The following is a 26,146-nucleotide window of genomic DNA, read 5'->3' as shown; positions in this document are numbered from 1 at the left end:
CTTGCGATGCTCCCCCGCAGCCCGAAGGGCGCGGGAGGTGCCCCCGGCACCGGACGCCGCGAGCTTCCGGCAAACCTTCCCGGCCACAGCACTAGACAACGACCGCCGCATGGCCGCAGGTGCCGGCCCGGGGCGCCCGTGCCTCAGGACCCGTAGCCCATCCGGCGCGAGAGCTCGGCTCCGGCGGCCACCGTCCGCTCGGCCGACTCCGCCAGCCGATCGGCGGTGAGCCGGTAGACCGGTCCCGAGACGCTGATCGCGGCGATCACCTTGCCGTCGTGGCCGCGGACCGGGGCGGCCACCGCCGCCAGTCCCGGTTCCAGCTCTTCGACCGTGATGGCGTACCCCTGCTCGACCACCGCCTCCAGCTCGGCGCGCAGGTCGTCCGTGCAGGTGATCGTGCGCTCGGTGAAGCGCGCGAGGGGCCGGGCCGGCAGACCCTCGCGCAGCGCGGCCGGTGTATGGGCGAGCAGCACCTTGCCGCTGGAGGTGGCGTGCAGGGGAGTACGCCCGCCCAGCCGGTTCTGCGCGGTCACGGACGCGGTGCCGCGCGCCTGCGCGACGTCGACCGCCGCGTCGTCGTCGAGGACCGCGACGGTGGCGGTCTCGCCCAGCTCGTCCGCCAGTTCGCGGCAGACGGCCGCACCCTCCCGGGAGATGTCCAGGCGCACCGCCGCGGCGCCCGCCAGACGCAGCACACCGGCGTCCAGGCGGTACTTCCCGCGGTCCTCGGCCTGGCCCACCAGGCCGCGTTGCTCGAGGACGCCCAGCAACCGGAAGGCGGTGGACTTGTGCACGTCCAGCTCGCCGGCGATCTCGGTGACGCCCGCCTCGCCGCGCCGTGCGAGGATCTCCAGCACACTGACGGCGCGGTCCACCGACTGGACCGAGCCGGCGGTGCCCCGGCCGGCCTCCCCCGTCCGGTGGTCCTCGCGGCGCTCCGACTGTTTCTGCGCGCGGGCCATGACTCGACTCCCACCTGACGTTCCCCTGCGGGCCGCGAACTCTGTTTCACATGGCGGTATTTCCTGCACCATGCGAAACATCATGGTGGCGAGAGTGTCCGGTTTCCGACAGGGGCCGGTCGGCCCTGCTCGGGCCGTCCCCACTCACCCGGCGCCCGTCGGCCGCCTCGCGGGGCCCGTTCCGCACCGGAACGGGCCCCGCGACCGGCCCTGCCCCCTCTGCTCACGGGTGGGACAGTTGGCCCGTCCCACCCCGCCTGCGTATGCGTTGCTGCGCCCGCTCGGCCGCCCGTGCCCGACGGCGGGCCGCGCGGCGCTCGCGGCGCAGCGAGCGGGCCGTGCTGCTCGGGGCGGACACCACGCCATGGCGCTGGTTCCACACCTGTCGCGTCACCCAGACGTCGAGCGCGCCCCATGTCGCCACCACGGTGCCGGCGACGCTGCTCAGCACCATCGGGAAGGCCAGCCACGAGCCGGCCATCGTGCACAGGAAGGCGATCACCGCCTGGATCAGCGTGACCGCGATGATGAGCACCGCCCGTACCGCCGCCGTCCGCACCGGATCCGGCAGCCGCCGCCTGCGCGCGGGCTCCTCGACCCACAACGGCCGGTAGTACGGGGCCTGTTGCCGCTCCTCGCCCGCCGGGGCGCCCAGCCCGCCCGCCGGAACGTCGCGATCCCGTGCCCGCGGGTCCCGTCGCGCCGACACGGGCGCCGCGCCGCCCGTCCCCGGTGTCCCGCGCCGCTCCGCCGTGTCCATCAACCCGTCACTCCCCACCGCTCGCGACCGCTCGTCCCGGTGCCGCCCGACCCCGGCTCCCCATTGGCTGCCCGGCTTGCGCTGATTCACGCCACCCCGGTGCCGCTTGCGACGCATGGGACCGATTCCGCCTCAATACCCGTAGAGGAAGACGATCGGCGTTCCGTGAAGATTCCCAGCGGCCGAAAACTTCCGGCCAACCGGCTCATGTTCGCGGACGGGCGGCCTCCTGCCCAGAACGCCCGTCCGGGAGGCAATCTCCCGCAATGGCGGGACAACTGCCCATGTCCTGTTCGCTGCCCATGAGACGGTGCGCCCCGTCGGGCCTTCGAGATACCTGTGCGTCGGTAGTAGGCTCACGCCGTTTGTTGACGCACATGTGTACCCCCTGGGCCAGAGGGGGCGAGCTGGGGGAGGCCATGCGCTTTCGCGGGAAGTCGATCCGCCGGAAGATCGTGGCGCTGCTTCTCGTGCCGCTGCTGTCCCTGACCGCCATCTGGACCTTCGCCACGGTGCTCACCGGCCGTGCGGCGCAAGGGCTGTTCGACGTCTCGTACGTCGTCGAAAGGGTCGGCTACCCCACCGAGGACACCGTCCGCGTCCTTCAGCAGGAGCGCCGCCAGACCCTCGTCTATCTCGCCGACCCGCGCGCCGCCGACTCGCTCGCCGCGCTCCGGCGCAGCCGCACCGCCACCGACAAGGTCGTCGCCGGGCTCCGCCGCAACAGCAAGGGCGAGGACCTGCACGAGGACATGGGGGAGGGCACCGCCGAGCGCCTCACCGCGATCCTGGACGCCCTCGACAGCATCCGCTCGCTGCGTGGCAGCGTCGAGGACGGCACCGTCAACCGCTCGCAGGCCCTCGACCTCTACAACCGCATGATCGACCCCTGCTTCACGCTCCTGGCCAACCTCCAGGTCCTGGACGACGTGGAGATGGACAAGCAGGGCCGCGCGCTCGTCGGTGTCTCCCGCGCACGCGAACTGCTCTCCCGTGAGGACGCCCTCCTCGGCTCCGCGCTCGTCGCGGGCCGCATCGGCCGCGACGACATCCGGGACGTCTCCGACCTCGTCGCCCAGCGCGCCGTGCTGTACGACAGCAGCCTGGCGCTGCTGCCGGACTCGGAGAGCGAACGCTTCCGGCACTACTGGACGAACGCCGACACCGCACCCCTGCGCGTGGCCGAACAGACCGTCATCCACCAGACCTCCGGCACCCCGCACGGCGTGACCGCCAGGACATGGGACGAGGCTGCCGGCCACGTCCTCGACCGGCTCGACCGGATGAGCACCGAGGCGGGCGACCGCTACCAGGACCGCGTCCACCCCCTCGCCGTCGACGTCATCGTCAAGGCGGCCGTCGCCGGCGTCCTGGGCCTCGCCGCCCTGCTGATCTCGGTGATCATGTCCGTACGCATCGGCCGCAGCCTCATCCGCGATCTGCGCCGGCTGCGCCTGGAGGCCCACGAGGCATCAGGAGTGCGGCTGCCCAGCGTGATGCGCCGTCTCTCGGCGGGCGAACAGGTCGACGTCGAGACGGAGGTGCCGCGACTGGAGTACGACAAGAACGAGATCGGAGAGGTCGGGCGGGCCCTCAACACCCTCCAGCGGGCCGCCGTCGAGGCCGCCGTCAAACAGTCCGAACTGCGCGCCGGCGTCTCCGAGGTCTTCGTCAACCTCGCCCGCCGCAGCCAGGTGCTGCTGCACAAGCAGCTCACCCTGCTCGACACCATGGAGCGAAGGACCGAGGACACCGAGGAACTCGCCGATCTCTTCCGCCTGGACCACCTCACCACCCGCATGCGCCGCCACGCCGAGGGCCTGGTCATCCTCTCCGGCGCCGCGCCCTCCCGGCAGTGGCGCAAGCCCGTCCAGCTCATGGACGTGGTGCGCGCCGCCGTGGCCGAGGTCGAGGACTACGAGCGCATCGAGGTGCGCAGGCTGCCCCGTGTCGCCGTCACCGGGCCGGCGGTCGCCGACCTCACCCACCTGGTGGCGGAACTCCTGGAGAACGCAACGGTGTTCTCGCCGCCGCACACCGCCGTCCAGGTCCTCGGCGAACGCGTCGCCAACGGCTTCACCCTGGAGATCCACGACCGGGGCCTCGGCATGGCGGCCGAGGCGCTTCTGGACGCCAACCTGCGGCTCGCCGAGACGCCGGAGTTCGAACTCTCCGACACCGACCGGCTCGGCCTGTTCGTGGTCAGCCGGCTCGCCCAGCGGCAGAACGTCCGCGTCTCCCTGCAGCCCTCCCCGTACGGCGGCACCACGGCCGTGGTCTTCATTCCCGACGCGCTGCTGACCGACGACGTGCCCGACACCAACGGGATCGGTTTCCGCCTGGACCGCGCGCTGCCCGGGAAGGAGAAGGGCGGCGCGGAGGACCGCACCTCCGCGCTGTCCCACGCGCCCGTGAAGCTCCCCGGCATTCCGGCGTCGATCCTGGACGGGCCGGTGGAACTGGAGGCACCGGTCGGCCTGGACGCGCTCGACGACTTCCCCGGCGCCCTCGGCGACGAGGACAGCGAGCGCGGCGGTCTGTTCCGCCCCCGCCGCTCCCTCGCCGAAGTGCCCGGCGACCTCCCTGAGCAGGCGCGCGACCGCCGCCGTGAACCGGCCCACCCCAGCGACGGCGACTATCCGGGCGCTGCGGTCCCGCTGCCGCGGCGCCGCACCCCCAAGCTCGTCAGTTCCCACGGACGTCCGGTCCCGGTGACCGGGCCGCGCCGTTCCGCAGCCGGCGAGAAGGCGGATCCGCCGGACGGGACCACGACGGGGCTGCAGAAGGCCGGACGCCCCTCCGGCCGCACCGGGGAACCCGGGCGAGGGCCCGTACGTTCGAACGGTGACCGGGCCGAGCCGCCGGCTCTGCCCGAGCGGCGCCGCCCTCGGCCATCGGGCGGCGGGCCGGACGGGACGGCACGGCGGGACCCGGAGGCCGGACCGGCGGACCCGGGCACGCTGCCCCGTCGGGTACGGCAGGCGAGCCTGGTCTCGCAGTTGAAGGAGGGCCCCGACCGGCGAGCCGACCGCGAGCGGTCCCGCACCGCGGACGGTGCGGATCCCGCCGAGCGCGACGCCGACGAGGTCCGCAGCCGTTTCGCCTCGCTCCAGCGGGGGTGGGAGCGCGGCCGCGAGGAGAACGCCGCGGGTGATCAGGCCCGGGACGGCTCAGCACGAGGAACGACAGAGGGGGACGGTCGATGACCGCACCGAAGGCCGCAGGACCCGCCGCGACCGGCAAGGAGTCGCGAGAGCTGAACTGGCTCCTGGACGATCTGGTGGAGCGCGTCGCCAGCATCCGCAAGGCGCTCGTGCTCTCCGGCGACGGCCTGCCCACAGGGGTCTCCAAGGAGCTGAGCCGGGAGGACAGCGAGCACCTCGCCGCGGTCGCCTCCGGATTCCACAGCCTCGCCAAGGGCGTCGGCCGGCATTTCGACGCCGGTGGCGTCCGCCAGACCGTCGTCGAACTCGACGAGGCGTTCCTGTTCGTCACGGCCGCCGGGGACGGCAGTTGCCTCGCCGTCCTGGCGGACGCCGACTCCGACGTCGGACAGGTGGCGTACGAGATGACGCTCCTGGTGAAGCGGGTCGGCGTACATCTGGAGTCCGCTCCGCGCACCGATCTTCCTGCGGGTGGGTAGTGGGATGGCATGAGCGGAGAGGGTCAGGGAAACAGCCACTGGTTCGACGACGACGCCGGACCGGTGGTCCGTCCGTACGCCATGACGCGCGGCCGCACCAGCCATGCGGCCCAGCACCGTCTCGACCTGATCGCCGTGGTCGTCGCGCAGTCCCGGGCCGACGATCCCGAAACGGACCCGGCGCTGTCCCCGGAACACATGGACATCGTCGAACTGTGCCGTGACACACCCCAGTCGGTGGCCGAACTCGCCTCCGAACTCGATCTGCCCATCGGCGTGGTGCGCGTTCTCATAGGCGACCTCGTGGACGGGGAACTGGTCCATGTGTCGCGGCCCGTGCCGCCCGCCGAGCTGGTGGACGAGAGCATCCTGCGCGATGTGATCAACGGTCTGCGGGCCCTGTGAAGCGGGGCCCGCGCGCTGCGCCGGAGCCGCCCGGCGCGCGGGCGGGCGCGACCGGCCCCGGGCGGGCGCACCCGCTCAGGCACGGTCCGCCCGTTATGATCTGACCGATCGTCGACTACCAAGCGCAGCGGGCCGCACCCCTCCCCCTGCGCATCCGGATCCGAGCAGCGCGATCGGGGAGACAGACGTGAGCACCGGCTGGCAGTTCTGGGTCGACCGCGGCGGTACCTTCACCGATGTCGTCGCCCGCCGCCCGGACGGCCGCCTGCTCACCCACAAGCTGCTCTCGGACAATCCCCGCCGGTACGCCGACGCGGCCGTCGCAGGCGTACGCGCACTCCTCGACGACGACGGGCCGATCGACGCCGTCCGCATGGGTACCACCGTCGCCACCAACGCCCTGCTGGAACGCAAGGGCGAACGCACCCTGCTCGTCGTCACCCGCGGCTTCCGCGACGCCCTGCGCATCGCCTACCAGAACCGCCCGAGCATCTTCGCCCGGGCGATCGAGCTTCCCGAGCTGCTGTACGAGCGCGTCGTCGAGGTCGACGAACGCGTCACCGCCGACGGCACCGTCCTGCGCGCCCCCGACCTCGATGCCCTCGCCGGCCCGCTGCAGGAGGCGTACGACGACGGCATCCGGGCGCTCGCCGTCGTCTGCATGCACAGCCATCTGCATCCCGCGCACGAGCGGGCCATCGGTGAACTTGCGGCCCGCACCGGCTTCCCGCAGATCTCGCTCTCCAGTGAGGTCAGCCCCCTGATGAAGCTGGTCCCGCGCGGCGACACCGCGGTCGTCGACGCCTACCTCTCGCCCGTCCTGCGCCGCTACGTCCAGCACGTCGCCCACGAACTCGAGGGCGTCCGGCTGATGTTCATGCAGTCCAACGGCGGGCTGGCGGAGGCCGGGCAGTTCCGTGGCAAGGACGCCGTCCTGTCCGGGCCCGCAGGCGGCATCGTCGGCATGGCCAGGATGTCGCAGCTCGCCGGCTTCGACCGGGTGATCGGCTTCGACATGGGCGGCACCTCCACCGATGTCTCGCACTTCGCCGGCGCGTACGAACGGGTCTTCACCACCCAGATCGCCGGCGTCCGGCTGCGGGCGCCGATGCTCGACATCCACACCGTCGCGGCGGGCGGCGGCTCGGTGCTCCACTTCGACGGCTCCCGCTACCGCGTGGGCCCGGACTCGGCGGGCGCGGACCCGGGTCCCGCCTCCTACCGGGCCGGCGGCCCGCTGACCGTCACCGATGCCAACGTCATGCTCGGCCGCGTCCAACCCGCCCACTTCCCCGAGGTGTTCGGCCCCGACGGGGACCTGCCCCTCGACGACGCGCTCGTCCGCGAGCGCTTCGCCGCGCTCGCGGACGACATCCGCGAGCAGACCGGCGACGACCGCACGCCCGAGCAGGTCGCCGAGGGCTACCTGCAGATCGCCGTCGCCAACATCGCCAATGCCGTCAAGCGGATCTCGGTCCAGAAGGGGCACGACGTCACCCGGTACGCGCTCACCACCTTCGGCGGAGCCGGCGGCCAGCACGCGTGCATGGTCGCGGACTCGCTGGGCATCCGCACCGTCCTCGTGCCGCCCATGGCCGGGGTGCTCTCGGCACTGGGCATGGGACTCGCCGACACCACCGCCATGCGCGAGCAGTCCGTCGAGGCGCCGCTGGAGGCCGCCTCGATGCCCGGCATCCACAAGACCGCCGACGACCTGGAGGGCATCGCCCGCGCCGAACTCCTCGCCGAGGACGTGCCCGAGGACCGCATCCGGGTCACCCGCCGGGCCCAGCTGCGCTACGACGGCACGGACACCACCCTCACCGTCGCGCTGACCGAGCCCGGCGCGATGCGGCGCGCCTTCGAGGAACGTCATCGCGCCACCTACTCCTTCACGCTCGACCGCCCGGTCGTCGTCGAAGCCCTCTCCGTGGAGGCCACCGGCGTCACCGACCCCCCCGACCTCTCCGCCCTCGCCCCGTACGAGGGCCGTGCCGCCGGCCCCGGGACCGTCCGCCTGCACACGGGCGGCGCCTGGCGCGACGTCCTCCTCCACCACCGGGAGCACCTGCCGCCCGGCGATGCCGTCGTGGGCCCCGCGATCATCACCGAGGCCGGCGCGACCACCGTCGTCGACGACGGCTGGCGGGCAGCCGCGACCGACGACGGGCATCTGGTCATGGAACGGGTGACGGTCACGGAGAGTTCCGATCTCGGCACGGAAGCCGACCCGGTGCTGCTCGAGGTCTTCAACAACCTGTTCATGTCCATCGCCGAGCAGATGGGCGCGCGCCTGGAGTCCACCGCCCAGTCGGTCAACATCAAGGAACGGCTGGACTTCTCCTGCGCCCTCTTCGACCCCGAGGGCAACCTGGTCGCCAACGCCCCCCACATCCCCGTCCACCTGGGCTCGATGGGAACCAGCGTCAAGGAGGTCATCCGGCGGCGCGCGGGCAGCATGCGCCCCGGTGACACGTACGCCGTGAACGACCCGTACCACGGCGGCACCCATCTGCCCGACGTCACGGTCGTCACCCCCGTCTTCGACGGGGAGGGCGAGCGGATCCTCTTCCACGTCGCCTCCCGCGGCCACCACGCGGAGATCGGCGGCATCGCCCCCGGCTCCATGCCCGCGCACAGCCGCACCATCGAGGAGGAGGGCGTCCTCTTCGACAACTGGCTGCTCGCCGAGAACGGCCGCTTCCTCGAGGAGGACACCTTCCGCCTGCTGACGGAGGCGCCCTGGCCGTCGCGCAACCCCGGGACGAACCTGGCCGACCTGCGTGCCCAGATCGCCGCCAACCAGAAGGGCGTCGACGAGGTCGGCCGCATGATCGAGGCCTTCGGGCTCGATGTCGTGCAGGCGTACATGAAGCACGTCCAGGACAACGCCGAGGAAGCGGTCCGCCGCGTGATCGGCGCCCTGGACGACGGCGAGTACGCCTATGAGACCGACTCCGGCGCCGTCATCCGCGTCCGTGTGCGGGTGGATCGCGGCAGCCGGTGCGCGACCATCGACTTCACCGGTACGTCCCCGCAGCTGGCGACCAACTTCAACGCGCCCTTCTCGGTCGTCAACGCCGCCGTGCTGTACGTGTTCCGCACCCTCGTCGCCGCCGACATCCCCCTCAACGACGGCTGTCTGCGTCCCCTCGACATCATCGTGCCCCCTGGCTCGATGCTCGCGCCCGAGTCGCCCGCCGCCGTCGTCGCCGGGAACGTCGAGACGTCCCAGGCCATCACCGGCGCCCTGTACGCGGCCCTCGGCGTGCAGGCGGAGGGCTCCGGCACCATGAACAACGTGACGTTCGGCAACGACCGTCACCAGTACTACGAGACCGTCGCCTCCGGCTCGGGCGCCGGGGACGGCTTCCCGGGCGCATCCGTCGTCCAGACCCACATGACCAACTCGCGGCTGACCGACCCCGAGGTCCTGGAATCACGACTGCCGGTCCTCCTCGACGCGTTCGCGGTACGGGAGGGCAGTGGCGGAGCCGGCCGCTGGCGCGGCGGGAACGGTGCGGTGCGCCGCATCCGCTTCCAGGAGCCCATGACCGTCTCCACGCTCTCGCAGCACCGCAGGGTCCCGCCGTACGGCATGGCCGGCGGCGGCCCCGGAGCGCTCGGCTCCAACCGCGTCGAGCGCGCCGACGGGACCGTGCGGCAGCTCCGGGGCAGCGATTCCGCGGACGTCGGCGCCGGCGACGTACTCGTCGTCGAGACACCCGGCGGCGGAGGCTACGGACCGCCGCCCGAACCCCATCGAGCAGGAGAAGAGAACGATGATCTTCGGGCGCAGTGAGCGCGGCAAGCCTCCGGTCGAGCCCGTCACGCTCAAGATCCTCGTGGCCGGCGGTTTCGGCGTGGGCAAGACGACCCTCGTCGGCGCGGTGAGCGAGATCCGGCCGCTGCGCACCGAGGAAGTGCTCAGCGAGGCGGGCCGTCCGGTCGACGACATCCGTGGGGTGGAAGACAAGCACACCACCACTGTCGCCATGGACTTCGGCCGCATCACCCTCCGCGAGGACCTGGTGCTGTACCTCTTCGGGACACCCGGTCAGGACCGCTTCTGGTTCCTGTGGGACGAACTGGCCACCGGCGCCCTGGGTGCCGTCGTCCTGGCCGACACCCGCCGCCTGAAGGACTGCTTCGCCGCCGTCGACTACTTCGAGCGGCGCTCCATTCCCTTCGTCGTCGCGGTCAACTGCTTCGAGGGCGCCGTCTCCCACCCCGTCGAGGACGTACGCCAGGCCCTCGACCTCGACGGCGAGGTGCCGGTCGTGCTGGGCGACGCCCGCGATCGCGAGTCGGTCAAGGAGATGCTGATCGAGGTCGTCCGGCACGCCGGGGTGCACGCGACCGACCGCCGGGAGCGCGTCATCAGGTGATCCGGCGGCAGCGCGTCACATACGGCCCGCACCCCGCCGACCGGGGAGCGGGCCGCCGTCGTGCACGCCCGCGTGGCTCACGCGAGACGCACGCACGCCCGGGACGTGGTGTTCACGCCTCACCGGTCTCGTGCCAGCCGAGGCTCTTCTCCACGGCCTTGCGCCAGTTGTGGTACTCACGGTCGCGCACCGGCGCCTCCATGTCGGGGGTCCACTCGACGTCCTTCTGCCAGTGCGACGTCAGCTCGTCGAGGCCGTTCCACACCCCCGTCGCCAGGCCGGCCGCGTACGCGGCGCCCAGGCAGGTCGTCTCGGAGACCTTCGGACGGATCACGGGCACCCCGAGCACATCCGCCTGGTGCTGCATCAGCAGGTTGTTCTTCGTCATGCCGCCGTCGACCTTCAGGGTGGTGATCCGCACCCCGGAGTCCTGGTGCATGGCGTCCACGACCTCACGCGTCTGCCAGCTCGTCGCCTCCAGTACCGCCCGCGCGAGGTGTGCCTTCGTGACGTACCGGGTGAGCCCGGTGATCACGCCGCGTGCGTCGGAGCGCCAGTAGGGTGCGAAGAGGCCCGAGAACGCGGGCACGATGTACGCGCCGCCGTTGTCCTCGACGCTCGCCGCCAGCGTCTCGATCTCGTCCGCGCTGCGGATGATGCCGAGCTGGTCGCGGAACCACTGCACCAGCGCACCGGTGATCGCGATCGACCCCTCCAGGCAGTAGACGGGCGCCTCGCCGCCGATCTTGTAGCCCATGGTCGTCAACAGGCCGCTCTTGGACGGCACCGGCCGGTTCCCGGTGTTGAGCAGCAGGAAGCTGCCGGTGCCGTAGGTGTTCTTCGCCGTGCCCACGTCGTAGCACGCCTGCCCGAAGACGGCCGCCTGCTGGTCGCCCAGCGCCGAGGCGACGGGGACGCCCGCGAGCCGGCCGACGGCGGTCCCGTACACCTCGGCGGAGGACCTGATCTCCGGCAGCACGGCCTCCGGGACGTTCATCGCGGACAGGATCGACGGGTCCCACTGGAGCGTGTGGAGGTTCATCAGCATGGTGCGGCCGGCGTTGGTGACATCGGTGACGTGCCGCCCGCCGTCCGTGCCCCCGGTCAGGTTCCAGATCAGCCAGGAGTCGATGGTGCCGAACGCGATCTCCCCGCGCTCGGCGCGCGCTCTGAGGCCGGGGACGTTGTCGAGGAGCCAGGCCGCCTTGGGACCGGAGAAGTAGCTCGCGAGGGGCAGCCCGGTCTGCTCGCGGAAACGGTCCTGCCCGTCGGCGCCCCCCAGTTGGTCGCACAGCGCCGCGGTCCGCGTGTCCTGCCACACGATCGCGTTGTGCACGGGTTTGCCCGTGGCGCGGTCCCACATGACCGTCGTCTCACGCTGGTTGGTGATGCCGAGCGCGCTGAGCTGGTCGGCGCGCAGTCCGGCCTTGGCGATCGCACCCGCGACCACCGCCTGCACCTTGGACCAGATCTCCGTGGCGTCGTGCTCCACCCAGCCCGGCTTGGGGAAGATCTGGCGGTGTTCGCGCTGGTCGACGGCTACGATCGCGCCGCCCCGGTCGAAAATGATGCAGCGGCTGGACGTGGTGCCCTGGTCGATCGCGGCGACGTACTTCCGGTCGTTGTCCGTCATGACGTCCCCTTCGTCAAAGGGTCAGAAGGCTGCTTTGTACACAAGGGCCGACAACGCCCCGCCGATCAGCGGTCCCGCCACCGGTATCCATGCGTAACCCCAGTCCGAGCCCCCCTTGTTGGGGATCGGCAGCAGTGCGTGGGTGATACGGGGGCCGAGGTCGCGGGCGGGGTTGATCGCGTAGCCGGTGGGGCCGCCGAGGGAGAGGCCGATGCCGACGACGAGCAGGGAGACGAGCAGGATGCCGATGCCCGAGCCGTACGCCGTCGTGCCGGGGATCGGACCGATGCCGGTGCCGAGGTTCTTGCCGAAGAACAGGATGGGCAGTACCAGAGCCACCGTCGCGATGGTCTCGGTGATGAGGTTGGCGACCGGATTGCGGATCTCCGGGGCCGTGGAGAAGATTCCGAGCGTGGGCTGCGCCGCCTCCTCCTCGGCATTGGCCTGGAACTGCGCGAAGTACAGCAGCCAGGTCAGGACGGCACCGAGGACCGCGCCCGCCATCTGACCCAGCAGGTAGTACGGTACGTCCCCCCAGCGGGTGATGCCGGCGAGGGCGAGGCCGAGGGTCACCGCCGGATTGAGGTGTCCACCGGACTTGGGAGCGGCCGTGTACGCCCCCGCCAGGACGCCGAAGCCCCAGCCGAAGGCGATGACGACCCAGCCCGCTCCCTTCGCCTTCGAGTGGTTGAGGGTGACGGCGGCGCACACACCGGCGCCGAACAGGATCAGTACGGCCGTTCCGATCAACTCGCCGACGAAGATGTTTCCATGCGTCATGGCGGCTCCTAGGCCCTCGCCCGGGGCGGCTTCGCCCCGTGTCCGTCCTCCGTGCAGGGTGCGTTTCCCTTGGCGGCTCCAGCCGAAGGCAGGGAGAGTCCCGCGCCCCGCTCGGCGTCCGCGACGAGCGTGCCCGCAGTGGAATCGCCCGTGGGGGACGGCCCGTCGTACTGGCGTGGGCCTCGGAGGCGCACCGTCTGAATACGCCCGAATGCGGCGATGCCGACTGACATCCGGAAGTTTTCCCCGGCACCCACGGAGCGTCAAGGCCGGTGACGGCAACGGTTGCGGTCGCCGACGCCCGAGCCGCCGTGCTCGAGCCTCCGTGGACGTGCCGCGGCGGACTCTCCCTCCGTGTCAGCGCACCGCGATGACCGCTGATCCGTGTCCGAACAGCCCTTGGTTCGCGGTGATCCCGGCCCGCGCACCGGCCACCTGCCGGTCGCCCGCGTCTCCCCGCAACTGCCAAATCAGCTCGCACACCTGGGCGATCGCCTGAGCGGGAACGGCCTCCCCGAACGAGGCGAGCCCACCGCTGACATTGACGGGTATGCGTCCGCCGAGCGTCGTGGCACCGTCCCGCAGCAGCTTCGTCGCCTCGCCTTCGCCGCACAGCCCCAGGTCCTCGTACCACTGCAGTTCCAGGGCGGTGGACAGGTCGTACACCTCGGCGAGGGAGAGGTCGTCGGGCCCGATCCCCGCCTCCTCGTACGCGGTCCGGGCGATGGAGGCGCGGAACGGCACCCCCGCCGGCTCCACCGCGACCGCCGAGTCCGTCGCGATGTCGGGCAGGTCGAGCACGGTGCTGGGATAGCGCGGCGTCACCGTGGACACCGCCCGGATCCGCACGGGCTCGGCGGCCCCGTGCCGCCGCGCGAACTCCATGCTCGACAGGACGAGCGCCGCGCCGCCGTCCGATGTCGCACAGATGTCGAGCAGCCGCAGGGGATCGGCGACGACCGCGGAGGCGGCGACGTCCTCGGCGGTGACCCGTGCCCGGTATCGGGCGTTGGGGTTCAGCGCTCCCAGCGCCGCGTTCTTCACCTTGACCTGTGCGAAGTCGTCGACCGTGTCCCCGTGGACGGCCATCCGCCGCCGCGCGTACAGCCCGAAGTACGCCGGATTGGTGGCCCCGAGGACCCGGAACCGCAGCCAGTCCGGATCGTCGGGCCGGTCACCGCCCGCCGGGCGGAAGAAACCCTTGGGCGCCGAGTCCGCGCCGACCACGAGCACGACGTCCGCGAGCCCCGCCAGGATCTGCGCGCGCGCCGCGCCGACGGCCTGGGCCCCGGACGCACACGCCGCGTACACGCTGGCGACCTTCGCCCCCTGCCAGCCGAGCGCCTTGGCGAACGTCGAACCCGCCACATATCCGGGATAGCCGCCCCGCACCGTGTCCGCGCCCACGATCGAGTCGACGTCGCGCCAGTCGACCCCCGCGTCGGCGAGCGCCGCCCGTGCCGCCACCGTCCCGTACTCCACGAAGCTGCGTCCCCACTTGCCCCACGGGTGCATGCCCGCGCCGAGCACCGCCACGTCGTCCGTCATCCCGCCACCCCCGTCGGCCGCCAGTTCCATGTCGTCCAGGCCGTCTCCGCGTCCTCGTGCAGCACCCCCGGAACGACCTCCACCTCCATGCCCACGGCAAGGTCGGCGACGGTCACTCCCGGGGCGGCCTGCCCGAGCACCACGATCCGTTCCGCCTCCAGCTCCACCGCGATCAACGCGTACGGCTGCCACGGAAGTTCCGGGTTCGTCACATAGGGTGACGGCGGCTGGTAGCGCGTGTCGGTGTACGACCAGACTCGTCCCCGCCTGGACAGGGGGAATTCCGTGAGCGCGCCGTGCCCGCACGCGGGATTGCGGCACGAGAGGTCCTCGCGCGGGAAGAACACCGCCCCGCACGCCGGACACCGTGTGCCGACGAGATGGAATTCGTCCCCTTCGCCGGCGAACCACCCGGCCACCACGGGGATGCGGACACGCGACATGGTCCCTCCGGACGCCGAGATCTGACGGGTCTTGATCGACCTGATGGAACATCACCTGACGAGTCGTCAGAAGTCTGCCACGGGTCGCCGCGAACCGGCAGACGTTCACCCGGATCCGCTTCCCCCGCCGCCCGGACATCGAGCACGAGGGCGTGCTGCACAAAGATCGACGAGCTGCGGAACGCGCTGTCGAATGACCGCGCGGCAGCGGCCAGTTCCAGTGCGTCGTCACCCTCTGGCGGCCCGTCTGCGCCAACACCGAACGCTTCGTCCGCGACGCCGTCACCCGCTGGGCTGTGCGCCACACGTGCCGGTGTTCGGGCCGGCCTGGCCCACGGTCTACCGGAGCTTCGGCCGGTGGAGCCGGGAGCGGGTGTGGGCCCGGCTGCACCGGGTGATCCTCGACAGCGGCACGCCGTTTCGGTCGGTGATGAGAACTACAAGGAACGCGCCACTGCACCCGCGTGAACGGCGGGCACACCGGATACGTGATCACCGCCCGCACCGGACGCGTCGGTCGGCCCCTTGTCACCACCGCCCCGGAGCCCACCGTCGCCGCTGAATCTCAACTTCTGCTCTGAGTTCCGCCGTTCGACGGTCGGTGCCAGGCCGCAGAGGCCAGGCTGCTCGGCATGAAGCGGAAGATCGAGCGATTCACCGCATTGGTGATCCTGGCCGTTGTTCATAATGCAAAGCGGATCGTGGTCGGCGTCACCATCGCCCTGATGATCGCCGGGTACGCACTGCTCTTGTGGCGAGGTCCTTGGTGGATCGACGGTGCCCATCTCCGCACCAGGAATCTCCAGCCCGCCGACGGTGTGGTCGTCACGGGCGTTCGTACCGCTCTCGTTGCCCTCGGGGCCGGAGTTGTCGCGGCTGTGGGCTTGTACTACACGCACCGCAGCCATCGACATGCAGAGCAGCTGTACGAACACAGTCAGGAACAGTTCGAGTACGCAAGGGAGAAGGACCGGGAGCAAGCCGATCTGACGCGCGAAGGTCACGTCATTGAACGCTACGCCGAGGCGATCAAGCTTCTGTCGACGCCAGGTGACGAAGGCCTGATGAACAGACTGGCAGCCATCTACTCGCTCGAACGCATCATGCGGGACTCGGAAAAGGACCATGACACCGTGGTCAAGGTGCTTGCGGCCTTCATCCGCATGCATGCGCCGGCCCCCGACCCGGACCTCCCGCGCCTTGATGAATCCGAGGTCCCGATGCCTGGGCCAAAGGATGACGTGCAAGCCGCCCTCTCGGTGCTGGTGCGCCGTCCTACTCGTGAGGAACAACCGCTGGACCTGTCGTCCACAGATCTCAGAGGGGCTGATTTGTCCCAGGGGTACCTGCGAAATGCCAACCTGACCGGCGCCGCACTGGACCGCGCCGACCTCGCGGGCGCGGTGCTCGCCTTCGCGCGACTGGCTGCCGTTGACTTCACCGATGCCGACCTGACGAACGCAGATCTGAGGGGCGCCGACCTCGTGGGCGACGGACTCGCCGCGCAGATGTCGGTGGAACAACTCCTTGCGACCGAGTTCGATGCCTCGACCAGGCTGCCCGGGCACCTCGCACACCACCCGCAGGTCGAGCCGGCTCCGGTCGCGGGAATTCGTCTCTTCTCCCGGAACAGGCCGCGTACAAAGCCGCCACAGATCAGTAAGGCTTGAGGTGTGAGCAGAGCCTCGGTCGTGACGGCAGATCTCCGGTTCCCGGCCCGACCCCGCCCGCGGTCAAGCCCTCGCGCTGTGGGACCTCGCCGACCGCGGTGCAGGACGGTCAGGTCACGGCGGTCGAGGGGCGTCAGCATCGTGCTCGCTGGAGAGTTCACTGGCCCCGCCGTCTGCCGGACGGCGGGGGCTCGGCATGTGCGCTTCCGCGTCCGCCGGCAGGGCGGCGCCAGCGCTGAGCCCTCGCTGCCGTAGGGGAGTGGGGGCTCTTTCGTGGTCTGGCTACCTGGCCGCCTTGGCCTTCAGTTTCTCTTCCATCCAGTTGTAGGCCGCTGCGCTGCCCTGCTTGCCCGGGGACAGCTTGACGATCGCATGGTCTTCAGGCCTCCCGCTGAGGTACGCCTCTGTGATCACGTACGGCGTGCCGTCCAGACGGAAGCGGACGCTGCCGTCGGAGTAGGCGCGGATGCGGACCGTGCGGCCGTCGGGGAGTTCGATGGGCTCAGGCGCGTACACGCACTCGACAGTCTCGTCAGCCATGACAGACCTCCTCAGGTCATAACAGGCCGGTTGTGGAAGGGCCGGACGCTACCCTTCATCGACTGTCGACGGCAACGGCTCTGGCAATGGAGACCGGTACGGACGGGCGGCCTCGCTATCCGGGGGCGCTCTCGGTGTTCCGCTCGATCGCCCGGCAGCGGGGGCATACGAGCTGAGCGCCGCGCCCGTACCGGCATGTCAGCCCCTGGCAGCGGGCGCACGGACCCACCTGCTCTGGAGAGCAGCCCAGCAGGAGAGCGGCGGATACTCGGTCCGTGGTGGGGTCGATGCGTCTGGGCACCTCATCCATGCGTCCGAATATACGCGCTATGTCCCTTCTTGTTCGATTTCTGGGGTGGGGTGCCGGCCTTGACGGCGTCGCTGCCCTGTTCGTACACATCGTGCAGGTGATCACGGACCGCCCCCGAAAGAGGGGCCGGAGCCGCCGGCCGCCGAACCCTCCCCTTGAGCCGCCCCGGGAAGACGTCGACCAAGTGATCGGATACAGTCCGCCACGTGTCCGAATCCCCGTTCCCATCCGCCGAATCCGTGCCGGACTCCCACTGTTCGAGCTGCGGAGCACCCTACGGTGAGGGCGTCTCCGGCTGGCCCCGCACCTGCACCGCCTGCGGCACCGTGGCCTACCGGAACCCGCTGCCCGTAGCGGTGGCCGTCCAGCCGGTGTACGACACCAAGGGCACCGCCCTGGTCGTCATCACCCGCACCATCGCTCCCGCGCGCGGGGGCGTCGCCCTTCCCGGAGGGTTCATCGAACAGCGCGAGGACTGGCGGCAGGCCGTCGTCCGCGAGCTCAAGGAGGAGACCGGCATCGACGCGGCCGCCCGCGATGTGCGGCTCGTCGACGCGATGAGCTCGCCCGACGGCCACCTGCTGCTGTTCGGGCTCCTCCCCGAGCGCCCGGCCGCCGACCTCCCGCCGCCCGCAGACACGGACGAGACCGAGGGCTGGCACCTGCTGCGCCGGCCGGCCGAACTCGCCTTCCCCCTGCACACGCTGGCCGTGCAGGGGTGGTTCGACGGACGCTACGTGTGAACCGGGGTGGGACGGCGCGCCCGTGCCGTCCCACCCCCGGGCCGGGCCCGGCGCGGCCACCCGCACGGCCCACCGGCGGGCCGTACCGGCGCCGACGGTGTCATCCCTGGCCCAGACCCCGTATGCGAACCGGACACGCGGGCTCGCTCCGGCCTTTGTCGCCCTCCCGCCGGACCACCACGCGCCGTCCCTTCCACCGCGTCACATACCGCTCGATCTCCGGTTCGTCCCACCCGTCGTCCACGGCCGGCACGACCAGCCCCTCTCCCGACCGCCCCCGGGCGGGCGCCCACGCCTCCAGCTCGACACCGCCGTCCCGGCCGCGTACCGGCAGGACGGCACCCGCCCGTGCGAGCACCGGGATCCGCGCCAGGGGCGCGTCCACCACCACCTGGCCGGGCCCTTCGTACGCCTTCTCGGTCGCCGTGTCGTACCAGCGCCCCCTCGGCAGCGGGACGGACCGCCGCTCCGTTCCGGGATCCAGGACCGGCGCCACCAGAAGACCGTCGCCGAGCAGGAAGGCGTCCTCGCAGTCCCTCAGCACCCGGTCATCGGGCTCTCCCCACCACAGGGGCCGCACATAGGGCGCACCGGTGCGGCGCGCCAGATGCGCCAGCGTCACGAAGTACGGCAGCAGACGCCGCCGCTCGGCGAGCACCACGCGCGCGTGCTCCAGGACGTCGCCGCCGAACTCCCAGGGCTCCCGGCGCCCGGCCCGCAGACTCGCGTGCGTACGGAACAGCGGCAGGTACGAGGCGAGCTGCAACCAGCGCAGATACAGTTCCGGCGACGGACTCCCGTCGAACCCGCCCACATCCGGCCCCGAATACGGCACGCCGCACAGCCCGAGCCCCATCACCAGCGACAGCGAGGCGCGCAGACCGGGCCAGCCCGTGGCCACGTCACCGGACCACGTCCCTCCGTACCGCTGCATGCCCGCCCACCCGGAGCGGGAGAAGAGGAACGGCCTCTCGTCGGGGACGAGTTCCCGCAGCCCCTCGTACGCCGCCCGCGCCATGCACAGCCCGTACACGTTGTGGGCCTCCCTGTGGTCGCCGCCACGCCCCTCCAACGCGTGCCGGGACGAGCGCGGCAGGGTGTTCTCCCCGAACGCGGTGAACGACACCGGCTCGTTCATGTCGTGCCAGAAACCCGCGAAGCCCTGTCCGAGGCGCTCCTCGTAGAGCCCGCCCCACCACCGCCGCACCCGCCCGTCGGTGAAGTCCGGATAGACCGCCTCACCCGGCCACACCACCCCCTCGACGACCCGCCCGGACGCGTCCCGCACGAACGCGTCCACGGCACGCCCGCCGTCGTACACGGCGTCGCCCGGCTCGGCCTTGACCGCCGGGTCGACGATCGACACCAGCCGGATCCCGTCCCGGCGCAGCTCCTCGGCGAGCAGCGGCAGCTTGGGGAAGCTCTCCTGGTCGACCGTGAACACCCGGTGGCCGTCGTAGTGGTCGATGTCCAGGTGGACGGCGTCCAGCGGAAGGCCGCGCTCCTGGTAGCCCGCGACGATCCGCCGCACCTCCTGCTCGCTGCCGAAACCCCACCGCGCATGCTGGTACCCCAGCGCCCACGCCGGCGGCAGCGCGGCCGCCCCGGTCAGCGACGCCCAGACCAGCAGCACGCGCGCGGGGGTGCCGACCACCACCCAGCAGCGCAGCGGCCCGCCGTCCATCCGGGTCTCGCACGTGCCCGCCCGGTCGTGTCCGGAGCCCGCGCCCTCCTCACCCTCGTGCAGCGTGACCGTGCCGTCCCAGGAGGTGTCGTGGAACACCAGGTGGGTGGCCGCGTCCGCGACCACCAGATGCACCGGCATGGTGATGTACAGCGGATCGTCGCCGGGCCCGAAGGGGTGTCCCGGGTCGGTGTTCCACAGCCGGTACGTCCCGTCCCGCAACCGGGGACCCGAGGCCCGCCCCCCGAGCCCGAAGAACCGGGCGTCCGGTGCCACCTCGGACCGCTGCATCCAGCGCGCACCGCCTCCTTCCACCGGCTCCCACCAGCGGGGCGGCAGATCACGGCGCAGGGTCACCCCGCCGGGCGTCTGCACCTCGATCGCGCCGTGCCGCGACACCACGACGGTGACGCGTTCCGCCACGACCCGCCAGCCGCCGTCCTTGTCCGGCTCCAGCACGGCCCGGGGATCCGGCTCGGGACCGGGGCCCACGAGCGCGTACGACGGTTCGGGTCCGGCCCCGTCCCAGCCCCAGAACACGCCCCCGTTCACGGCGACCATGATCCGCAGTTCCGACCGGGCGAACCGCACCACGCCACCGCCCGGCCCGGGCTCCACGCCCTGCACGAGGCCGGGGACCCGCGCCCGCTCGACGCCCCGCCGCGGCAACCCGGTCGCGTCGGTGCGCCTCCTGCGCCACGCGGCGCGCACCATGCGCACGCCCTGCGCCGCCCCCGCCGAACCGACCGCCTTCACCGAACGCACCAGGTCACGACCGTCCATGCTGCTCACCCTGCCATTGACGCCCCCGTACAAGGGCGTCGTTCAACTGCCGTTCACCCATGGCGCGAGCACATCTTCACGATGGCGACTATGTGGGGCACGCCCTGGTGCAGAAGTCGATCACATGGCATCGTCCCTGTCAGCCGCGTGACGCGCACACCCCGCTCGTGCGCGAGCCACGCACACGACGCGTACAGCCCGGGAGCCGACCCATGACCTCAGCGAACGCCACTCCGCTCTGGCAGCCCGACACCGACCGCATCGCCCGGGCCCGGATCACCAGGTTCCAGTCCTGGGCGGCCGAACACCACGGAGCTCCCGCCGAGGGCGGCTACGCGGCGTTGCACCGCTGGTCGGTGGACGAGCTGGACACCTTCTGGAAAGCCGTCACCGAGTGGTTCGACGTACGGTTCTCCACGCCGTGCACCCGGGTGCTCGGCAGCCGCGCCATGCCGGGCGCCGAATGGTTCCCCGGTGCGACCGTGAACTACGCCGAGCACGCCCTGCGCGCGGTGGCCACCCGCGCCGACGAACCGGCCCTGCTGGCCGTCGACGAGACCCACGAGCCCCGCCCGGTCACCTGGTCCGAGCTGCGCCGCCAGGTCGGCTCCCTGGCCGCCGAGCTGCGCGCCCTCGGCGTGCTCCCCGGCGACCGCGTCAGCGGCTACCTCCCGAACATCCCGCAGGCCGTCGTCGCCCTGCTCGCCACGGCGGCCGTCGGCGCCGTGTGGACCTCCTGCGCACCCGACTTCGGCGCCCGCAGCGTTCTGGACCGCTTCCAGCAGGTCGAGCCCGTCGTCCTGTTCACGGTGGACGGCTACCGCTACGGAGGCAAGGAGCACGACCGCCGCGAGACCGTCGCCGAACTGCGCCGCGAGCTGCCCACCCTGCGCGCCGTCGTCCACATCCCGCTCCTCGGCACCGACGCCCCCGAGGGCGCTCTGGAATGGTCGGCCCTCACCTCCGCGGACGTAGAGCCCGTCTTCGAACAGGTTCCGTTCGACCATCCGCTGTGGGTGCTGTACTCCTCGGGCACGACCGGTCTGCCCAAGGCCATCGTCCACTCCCAGGGCGGCATCCTGATCGAGCACCTCAAACAGCTCGGTCTGCACTGCGACCTCGGCCCCGAGGACCGCCTCTTCTGGTACACGTCCACCGGCTGGATGATGTGGAACTTCCTCGTCTCCGGCCTCCTCACGGGCACCACGATCGTCCTGTACGACGGCAGCCCCGGCCACCCCGACACCGGCGCCCAGTGGCGCGTCGCCGAGCGCACGGGGGCCACCCTGTTCGGCACCTCCGCCGCCTACGTCATGGCCTGCCGCAAGGCAGGCGTGCACCCGGCACGGGACTACGACCTCGGACGCGTCCAGTGCGTGGCGACGACCGGCTCGCCGCTGCCGCCCGACGGCTTCCGCTGGCTGCACGACGAGGTCCGCGACGACCTGTGGATCGCCTCCGTCAGCGGCGGCACGGACGTGTGCTCCTGCTTCGCGGGAGCCGTACCCAGCCTCCCGGTGTACATCGGCGAGCTCCAGGCGCCCGGCCTCGGCACCGACCTGCAGTCCTGGGACCCGGCGGGCAAGCCCCTCGTCGACGAGGTCGGCGAACTGGTCGTCACCAACCCGATGCCCTCCATGCCGATCCGCTTCTGGAACGACCCCGACGGCAGCCGCTACCACGACAGCTACTTCGACACGTATCCGGGCGTCTGGCGCCACGGCGACTGGATCACCCTCACCTCCCGCGGCTCCGTGATCATCCACGGCCGGTCCGACTCCACGCTCAACCGGCAGGGCGTCCGCATGGGCTCGGCCGACATCTACGAGGCCGTCGAGCGCCTGCCCGAGATCAAGGAGTCCCTGGTCATCGGCATCGAGCAGCCCGACGGCGGCTACTGGATGCCGCTCTTCGTCCATCTCGTACCAGGAGCCGTCCTGGACGACGCCCTCCTGACCCGCATCAAGCGGACCATCCGGGAGCAGCTCTCACCGCGCCACGTCCCCGACGAGATCATCGAGGTCCCGGGCGTCCCGCACACCCTCACCGGCAAGCGCATCGAGGTCCCCGTCAAGCGCCTCCTGCAGGGCACCCCCCTGGAGAAGGCCGTCAACCCCGGCTCCATCGACAACCTCGACCTGCTCCACTTCTACGAGGACCTGGCCCGCAAGCGGGGCTGACGCCTGCGGGCTTTGTCAGTACCGGCGATTACGGTGAGTGAGCATCGATCGACTGTACGCAGGGGGAATCATGCCGCACACCGAGCACCAGACCATGCGACGCGTCCTGCGCCGCGAGATCGCGGGAACCATCGGGCTGCTGACCGACGAGCACGACTTCACCGCGATGCGGCGCTACCGCACCTTCACCTTCGACGACCACACCACCTACCTCCGACAGGTGGAGGACCTGCTCAGGTCCCTCGCCGCCCGGGGCGGCCACACCACGGTCGCCCTCTTCGACCCGCAGGAGTACGCGCAGTTCTGCGCCGACAACGGCCTGGAACCCGACGCCCCGGCCAGCCGTACCCGCTTCACCGCGGAGCTGGCCGCCACGGGACCGACCGTCCCGTACGAGGGACAACCCCTGGCCGAACTCGTCCCGGACCTGCTCGAGGAAGCCGTCCGTCAGTCCACCTGGCGGTACGCGACGGCAGTGCTCGCCCACCTCGGAGACTGCGCCTCCTGCGGCGAGGACATCGGACACGCCGCCTTCTCGCGCGCCTCCCGCCTGCTCGCGCGCGTTCTCGACACGGCGAGCCCCGGCCACCTCCACCTCGTGTGCAGCGTCTCGGCGGCACCGCAGACACTCGTCGCGGTGCTCAGCGCCGACCGGGACCCCGACGGCACGACCCGTCTCGACGAGACCGAAGCCCTCGAATTCACCACCGTCCTCGCCCTGGGCATCGCCACCCACTGCGCCGGCGGGCTCGTCATGCGCACCACGGCACCGGACGCGACCGACCGCGTCCACGGCTGGCGCCTGCGGCGAGAACGCCTGGAACCGCTCACCGCGGCCGAGGTCTTCGACGCCTACTGCACCGACATCGAGTCCGGCGACCTCGTGGCCCCGGAATCCGGTGTCGACTACTGCGCACCACCCGATCTCGGGGACGGCCCCCACCCGACCGACCACACCCATTGAGCCCCCTTTCGCACCGGACCGCATTCGAGCGGCCGAGGGGCGCCCCACCCACGGGCGGAGCGCCCCTCCCCGCACGGCCGTCGACAGACCGACGCCTGCGGCTACTCCCCGGACAGCACCGTCTGTGCTGCGGTGCGGGCGTCGTGGGCGGTGTCGGTGGCGCGTGCGGCGGTGGCGGCGCGTTCGCACTGTGCCAGCGTGTGTTTCGCCAGTGCGGCCCGGACGTAGGGGATCGCTGCGGCTGTCATGGACAGGGAGGTGACACCCAGACCGGTCAGTACGCATGCCAGCAGGGGGTCGGAGGCCGCCTCGCCGCAGACGCCGCAGCTCTTGCCCTCGGCCCGGGCCGCCTGGGCGGACATCGCGACCAGGTCCAGCAGCGCGGGCTGCCAGGGGTCCTGAAGACGGGAGAGGGCGCCGACCTGACGGTCCGCGGCGAAGGTGTACTGCGCCAGATCGTTGGTGCCCAGCGACACGAACTCCACCTCCCGCAGGATCGAACGCGCCCGCAGCGCGGCCGAGGGAATCTCCACCATCGCCCCCACCCTGGCCCGCAGCCCCGCCGCACGGCAGGCGTCCGCGAACGCCTTCGCATCGGCCCGGTCGGCCACCATCGGCGCCATCACCTCCAGATGGACCGGCAGCCCCTCCGCCGCCCGCGCCAACGCCTCCAGCTGGACACGCAGCACCTCCGGGTGCTCCAGCAACGCCCGCAGACCCCGCACCCCCAACGCCGGATTGGGCTCTTCACCGGGCGTGAGGAACTCCAGCGGCTTGTCCGCCCCCGCATCCAGCACCCGCACCACCACCCGACCCCCCGGGAAGGCCTCCAGCACCTCCCGGTAGACCGCAGCCTGCTCCTGCACCGACGGCGCCCGCCCACCGTCGTCCAGGAACAGGAACTCGGTACGAAACAGCCCCACCCCCTCGGCCCCCGCCTCCACAGCAGCCACCACATCACCCGGACCGCCCACATTCGCCAGCAACGGCACCCCATGACCGTCCGCGGTCACCCCCGGCCCGCTCGACGCGGCAAGCACAGCCCTTCGCTCCGCCGCAGCAGCCTGCATGGCAGCCTTCCTCTCCTCACCCGGATCGACGAAGACCTCACCACTGCTGCCGTCCACAGCGATCACCACGCCCTCGACCAGCTCACCCGCACCCGCCAGCGCCACCACAGCCGGAACACCCAAAGCCCGCGCCAGAATCGCACTGTGACTGGTCGGCCCACCCTCCTCCGTCACCAACCCCAACACCAACGACGGATCCAGCAACGCCGTGTCCGCAGGCGCCAGATCACGCGCCACCAGCACAAACGGCACCTCACTGTCCGGCACCCCCGGCATCGCCACCCCCAGCAACCGGGCCACGATCCGATTGCGCACATCATCAAGATCCGCCACCCGACCCGCCAGATACTCACCCGCCCCCGCCAACAACTCCCGATACGCAGCAAACGCGTCGAACACCGCCCGCTCAGCCGAACTGCCCACCGCGACCCGCCGCTCCACATCCGCCAACAGCTCAGGATCCTGCGCCATCAACGCCTGCGCCTCCAAAACCGCCTGCGCCTCACCCCCCGCCAGACTGCCCCGCGCCACCAGATCCGCCGCCACGGCATCCACCGCCTTACGCGCACGCCCCAGCTCCCGCTCCGCCTCCTGCGCCGGGATCCGCCTGGCCGGCGGCTCCAGCACCGCGGTGCCCATGTGCCGGACCTCCCCGATCGCCACACCGTGACTCACACCGACGCCTAGCAGCCTTGTCTCCATCTCACCCGTCTCCGATTCGTGCGGCGCCAGCCGCCGCAGTGATGGTCGTCCGATCACCGCCCGGTGCGGCGATGACGTCAGCTCCAGGCGAAGAGCTGGTCGCCCGCCTTCACATCGCCGTCCTCGTGGAGACCGGACAGGGAGCCGGCCGTGGCTTCGAGGGCCACGATCGGGCAGACCGGAGACTTGCCGGCTGCCTCGACCGCGGCAGGGTTCCAGCGCACGACGGCCTGACCACGGGTGACGGTGTCCCCCTTGGCGACGAGCAACTCGAACCCCTCACCGTTGAGCTGCACGGTGTCGATGCCGAGGTGGGTCAGCACGCCATGACCGCCTGCGTCCACCACGACGAACGCATGCGGATGCAGCGAGACGATGACCCCGTCCACGGGGGAGACGGCCTCGCAGGGTTCACGCACGGGGTCGACCGCCACCCCAGGGCCGACCATCGCGCCGGAGAAGACGGGGTCGGGCACTGTGGACAGTCCGATCAGGCGTCCTGCGAGGGGGGACGTCACGGTGGTCATGGGCAACCTCCCAGGGGTGGAGTCCGGATGGGCCGCCACTGCCTGTCCCGGACGGCGCACTGGGCAGCAGGGTATGTCATATGAAGTGACGGTTCCGTATGAGTCATGTGGGTTGGCGCGCTGGCGATGCGACACAGCTGATTTGCACTGCTCCGTGGCCACGTGTACAGTCGTACTCCTGCCTGAGGCCGAGCGATGCGATCGAGCGTCGTTGCCTGGCAGCACCAAACTTGTCGGATCCTGTCTCGGGGTCCCTGTCTGCATGTCCGCAGGCCGGTGGTCAGAGATATGGAAAAACACTGGTAGAGTTTGGAACACCGAAGGGAAGCGCCCGGAGGAAAGCCGCGAGAGTGTTCTTGTGGTGAGTACGAAGGAAGCGTCCGTTCCTTGAGAACTCAACAGCGTGCC

19 protein-coding genes and 1 pseudogene are annotated in these 26,146 nt (G+C 71.3%); 10 read left to right on the top strand and 10 right to left on the bottom strand.

The features are described 5' to 3' along the window. Positions 1–143: 143 nt before the first annotated feature. Positions 144–965: an IclR family transcriptional regulator gene (locus ACFYMU_RS33000; protein ID WP_388381346.1), complete on the bottom strand. Its 822-nt coding sequence runs from the start codon at positions 963–965 to the stop codon at positions 144–146. Positions 966–1,188: 223 nt separating this feature from the next. Then, complete coding sequence (locus ACFYMU_RS32995) at positions 1,189–1,725, bottom strand: hypothetical protein (RefSeq protein ID WP_388381344.1); 537 nt, start codon at positions 1,723–1,725, stop codon at positions 1,189–1,191. A 419-nt stretch (positions 1,726–2,144) separates the two neighbouring features. Between ACFYMU_RS32995 and ACFYMU_RS32990 the strand changes: the two genes are divergently transcribed. The 5 genes from ACFYMU_RS32990 (at position 2,145) to ACFYMU_RS32970 (ending at position 10,161) form a co-directional block, all read left to right on the top strand. Continuing rightward, entirely contained in the window at positions 2,145–4,931 is a 2,787-nt protein-coding gene (locus ACFYMU_RS32990) for a nitrate- and nitrite sensing domain-containing protein (protein WP_388381342.1), read from the top strand. Then, positions 4,928–5,368 (top strand): roadblock/LC7 domain-containing protein, encoded by a 441-nt coding sequence (locus ACFYMU_RS32985; RefSeq protein ID WP_388381340.1) that lies wholly within the window; start codon positions 4,928–4,930, stop codon positions 5,366–5,368. Before ACFYMU_RS32990 ends, ACFYMU_RS32985 begins: the two co-directional genes overlap by 4 nt. Before the next feature lie 9 nt (positions 5,369–5,377). Then, positions 5,378–5,773, top strand: coding sequence for a DUF742 domain-containing protein (locus ACFYMU_RS32980; RefSeq protein WP_388381338.1), 396 nt, complete (start codon positions 5,378–5,380; stop codon positions 5,771–5,773). A gap of 187 nt (positions 5,774–5,960) precedes the next feature. Then, on the top strand, positions 5,961–9,575 hold the full coding sequence (locus ACFYMU_RS32975) for a hydantoinase B/oxoprolinase family protein (RefSeq protein ID WP_388381336.1): 3,615 nt from the start codon (positions 5,961–5,963) through the stop codon (positions 9,573–9,575). Next, positions 9,556–10,161: an ATP/GTP-binding protein gene (locus ACFYMU_RS32970; RefSeq protein WP_388381334.1), complete on the top strand. Its 606-nt coding sequence runs from the start codon at positions 9,556–9,558 to the stop codon at positions 10,159–10,161. Before ACFYMU_RS32975 ends, ACFYMU_RS32970 begins: the two co-directional genes overlap by 20 nt. A gap of 112 nt (positions 10,162–10,273) precedes the next feature. Here ACFYMU_RS32970 and glpK read toward each other — a convergent pair whose 3' ends face one another. From glpK to ACFYMU_RS32950, 4 genes are all read right to left on the bottom strand, one after another. Next, the gene (glpK, locus tag ACFYMU_RS32965) at positions 10,274–11,794 is read right to left on the bottom strand and encodes a glycerol kinase GlpK (RefSeq protein ID WP_388381333.1); all 1,521 of its coding nucleotides are present in this window, start codon (positions 11,792–11,794) and stop codon (positions 10,274–10,276) included. A 21-nt stretch (positions 11,795–11,815) separates the two neighbouring features. Beyond that, a complete protein-coding gene (locus ACFYMU_RS32960) occupies positions 11,816–12,574 on the bottom strand; it encodes an MIP/aquaporin family protein (protein ID WP_388381331.1) in 759 nt (252 codons plus the stop codon). Between the two features lie 357 nt (positions 12,575–12,931). Further along, positions 12,932–14,122 carry a lipid-transfer protein gene (locus ACFYMU_RS32955; protein WP_388381329.1) on the bottom strand — a complete coding sequence of 397 codons (1,191 nt, stop codon included), beginning with the start codon at positions 14,120–14,122 and terminating at the stop codon, positions 12,932–12,934. Next, positions 14,119–14,544, bottom strand: a complete 426-nt coding sequence (locus ACFYMU_RS32950) for a Zn-ribbon domain-containing OB-fold protein (RefSeq protein WP_388381348.1) — start codon at positions 14,542–14,544, stop codon at positions 14,119–14,121. Before ACFYMU_RS32950 ends, ACFYMU_RS32955 begins: the two co-directional genes overlap by 4 nt. Positions 14,545–14,780: 236 nt before the next feature. On the opposite strand from ACFYMU_RS32950, the pseudogene ACFYMU_RS32945 reads away from it, so the two are divergent. Both ACFYMU_RS32945 and ACFYMU_RS32940 read left to right on the top strand, forming a co-directional pair. After that, positions 14,781–14,963, top strand: a pseudogene (locus ACFYMU_RS32945) (DUF932 domain-containing protein); the annotation flags it as partial. Positions 14,964–15,197: 234 nt separating this feature from the next. Continuing rightward, positions 15,198–16,235 (top strand): pentapeptide repeat-containing protein, encoded by a 1,038-nt coding sequence (locus ACFYMU_RS32940; protein ID WP_388381327.1) that lies wholly within the window; start codon positions 15,198–15,200, stop codon positions 16,233–16,235. A 282-nt stretch (positions 16,236–16,517) separates the two neighbouring features. Here ACFYMU_RS32940 and ACFYMU_RS32935 read toward each other — a convergent pair whose 3' ends face one another. Beyond that, positions 16,518–16,775: a hypothetical protein gene (locus ACFYMU_RS32935; RefSeq protein WP_388381325.1), complete on the bottom strand. Its 258-nt coding sequence runs from the start codon at positions 16,773–16,775 to the stop codon at positions 16,518–16,520. A 516-nt stretch (positions 16,776–17,291) separates the two neighbouring features. Here ACFYMU_RS32935 and ACFYMU_RS32930 point away from each other — a divergent pair. Beyond that, on the top strand, positions 17,292–17,828 hold the full coding sequence (locus tag ACFYMU_RS32930) for an NUDIX domain-containing protein (RefSeq protein ID WP_388381323.1): 537 nt from the start codon (positions 17,292–17,294) through the stop codon (positions 17,826–17,828). A 100-nt stretch (positions 17,829–17,928) separates the two neighbouring features. On the opposite strand, the gene ACFYMU_RS32925 is transcribed toward ACFYMU_RS32930, so the two are convergent. Beyond that, positions 17,929–20,295, bottom strand: a complete 2,367-nt coding sequence (locus ACFYMU_RS32925; RefSeq protein ID WP_388381321.1) for a TIM-barrel domain-containing protein — start codon at positions 20,293–20,295, stop codon at positions 17,929–17,931. A 212-nt stretch (positions 20,296–20,507) separates the two neighbouring features. Here ACFYMU_RS32925 and ACFYMU_RS32920 point away from each other — a divergent pair, with 212 nt between their 5' ends. Then, on the top strand, positions 20,508–22,475 hold the full coding sequence (locus ACFYMU_RS32920; RefSeq protein WP_388381319.1) for an acetoacetate--CoA ligase: 1,968 nt from the start codon (positions 20,508–20,510) through the stop codon (positions 22,473–22,475). 70 nt (positions 22,476–22,545) lie between these two features. Continuing rightward, positions 22,546–23,439 carry a hypothetical protein gene (locus ACFYMU_RS32915; protein WP_388381317.1) on the top strand — a complete coding sequence of 298 codons (894 nt, stop codon included), beginning with the start codon at positions 22,546–22,548 and terminating at the stop codon, positions 23,437–23,439. Between the two features lie 101 nt (positions 23,440–23,540). On the opposite strand, the gene ptsP is transcribed toward ACFYMU_RS32915, so the two are convergent. After that, entirely contained in the window at positions 23,541–25,211 is a 1,671-nt protein-coding gene (ptsP, locus tag ACFYMU_RS32910) for a phosphoenolpyruvate--protein phosphotransferase (RefSeq protein WP_388381315.1), read from the bottom strand. Between the two features lie 77 nt (positions 25,212–25,288). Then, complete coding sequence (locus tag ACFYMU_RS32905; RefSeq protein WP_388381313.1) at positions 25,289–25,738, bottom strand: PTS glucose transporter subunit IIA; 450 nt, start codon at positions 25,736–25,738, stop codon at positions 25,289–25,291. Positions 25,739–26,146: the final 408 nt, after the last annotated feature.

It is taken from the genome of Streptomyces sp. NPDC007264 (assembly GCF_042869095.1).
In the GTDB taxonomy this organism is placed as follows: Bacteria; Actinomycetota; Actinomycetes; order Streptomycetales; family Streptomycetaceae; genus Streptomyces.
Note: the sequence above shows the minus strand (reverse complement) of the source record. Positions and strands in the feature narration are given on the sequence as shown.

What these genes read in the sequence shown, in the direction of transcription:
- ACFYMU_RS32995 (WP_388381344.1), bottom strand. Translation starts at nt 1,725, where the DNA reads ATGGACACGGCGGAGCGGCGCGGGACACCGGGGACGGGCGGCGCGGCG.
- ACFYMU_RS33000 (WP_388381346.1), bottom strand. Translation starts at nt 965, where the DNA reads ATGGCCCGCGCGCAGAAACAGTCGGAGCGCCGCGAGGACCACCGGACG.
- ACFYMU_RS32990 (WP_388381342.1), top strand. Translation starts at nt 2,145, where the DNA reads ATGCGCTTTCGCGGGAAGTCGATCCGCCGGAAGATCGTGGCGCTGCTT.
- ACFYMU_RS32915 (WP_388381317.1), top strand. Translation starts at nt 22,546, where the DNA reads ATGCCGCACACCGAGCACCAGACCATGCGACGCGTCCTGCGCCGCGAG.
- glpK (WP_388381333.1), bottom strand. Translation starts at nt 11,794, where the DNA reads ATGACGGACAACGACCGGAAGTACGTCGCCGCGATCGACCAGGGCACC.
- ACFYMU_RS32935 (WP_388381325.1), bottom strand. Translation starts at nt 16,775, where the DNA reads ATGGCTGACGAGACTGTCGAGTGCGTGTACGCGCCTGAGCCCATCGAA.
- ACFYMU_RS32980 (WP_388381338.1), top strand. Translation starts at nt 5,378, where the DNA reads ATGAGCGGAGAGGGTCAGGGAAACAGCCACTGGTTCGACGACGACGCC.
- ACFYMU_RS32940 (WP_388381327.1), top strand. Translation starts at nt 15,198, where the DNA reads ATGAAGCGGAAGATCGAGCGATTCACCGCATTGGTGATCCTGGCCGTT.
- ACFYMU_RS32960 (WP_388381331.1), bottom strand. Translation starts at nt 12,574, where the DNA reads ATGACGCATGGAAACATCTTCGTCGGCGAGTTGATCGGAACGGCCGTA.
- ACFYMU_RS32920 (WP_388381319.1), top strand. Translation starts at nt 20,508, where the DNA reads ATGACCTCAGCGAACGCCACTCCGCTCTGGCAGCCCGACACCGACCGC.
- ACFYMU_RS32970 (WP_388381334.1), top strand. Translation starts at nt 9,556, where the DNA reads ATGATCTTCGGGCGCAGTGAGCGCGGCAAGCCTCCGGTCGAGCCCGTC.
- ACFYMU_RS32905 (WP_388381313.1), bottom strand. Translation starts at nt 25,738, where the DNA reads ATGACCACCGTGACGTCCCCCCTCGCAGGACGCCTGATCGGACTGTCC.
- ACFYMU_RS32955 (WP_388381329.1), bottom strand. Translation starts at nt 14,122, where the DNA reads ATGACGGACGACGTGGCGGTGCTCGGCGCGGGCATGCACCCGTGGGGC.
- ACFYMU_RS32985 (WP_388381340.1), top strand. Translation starts at nt 4,928, where the DNA reads ATGACCGCACCGAAGGCCGCAGGACCCGCCGCGACCGGCAAGGAGTCG.
- ptsP (WP_388381315.1), bottom strand. Translation starts at nt 25,211, where the DNA reads ATGGAGACAAGGCTGCTAGGCGTCGGTGTGAGTCACGGTGTGGCGATC.
- ACFYMU_RS32925 (WP_388381321.1), bottom strand. Translation starts at nt 20,295, where the DNA reads ATGGACGGTCGTGACCTGGTGCGTTCGGTGAAGGCGGTCGGTTCGGCG.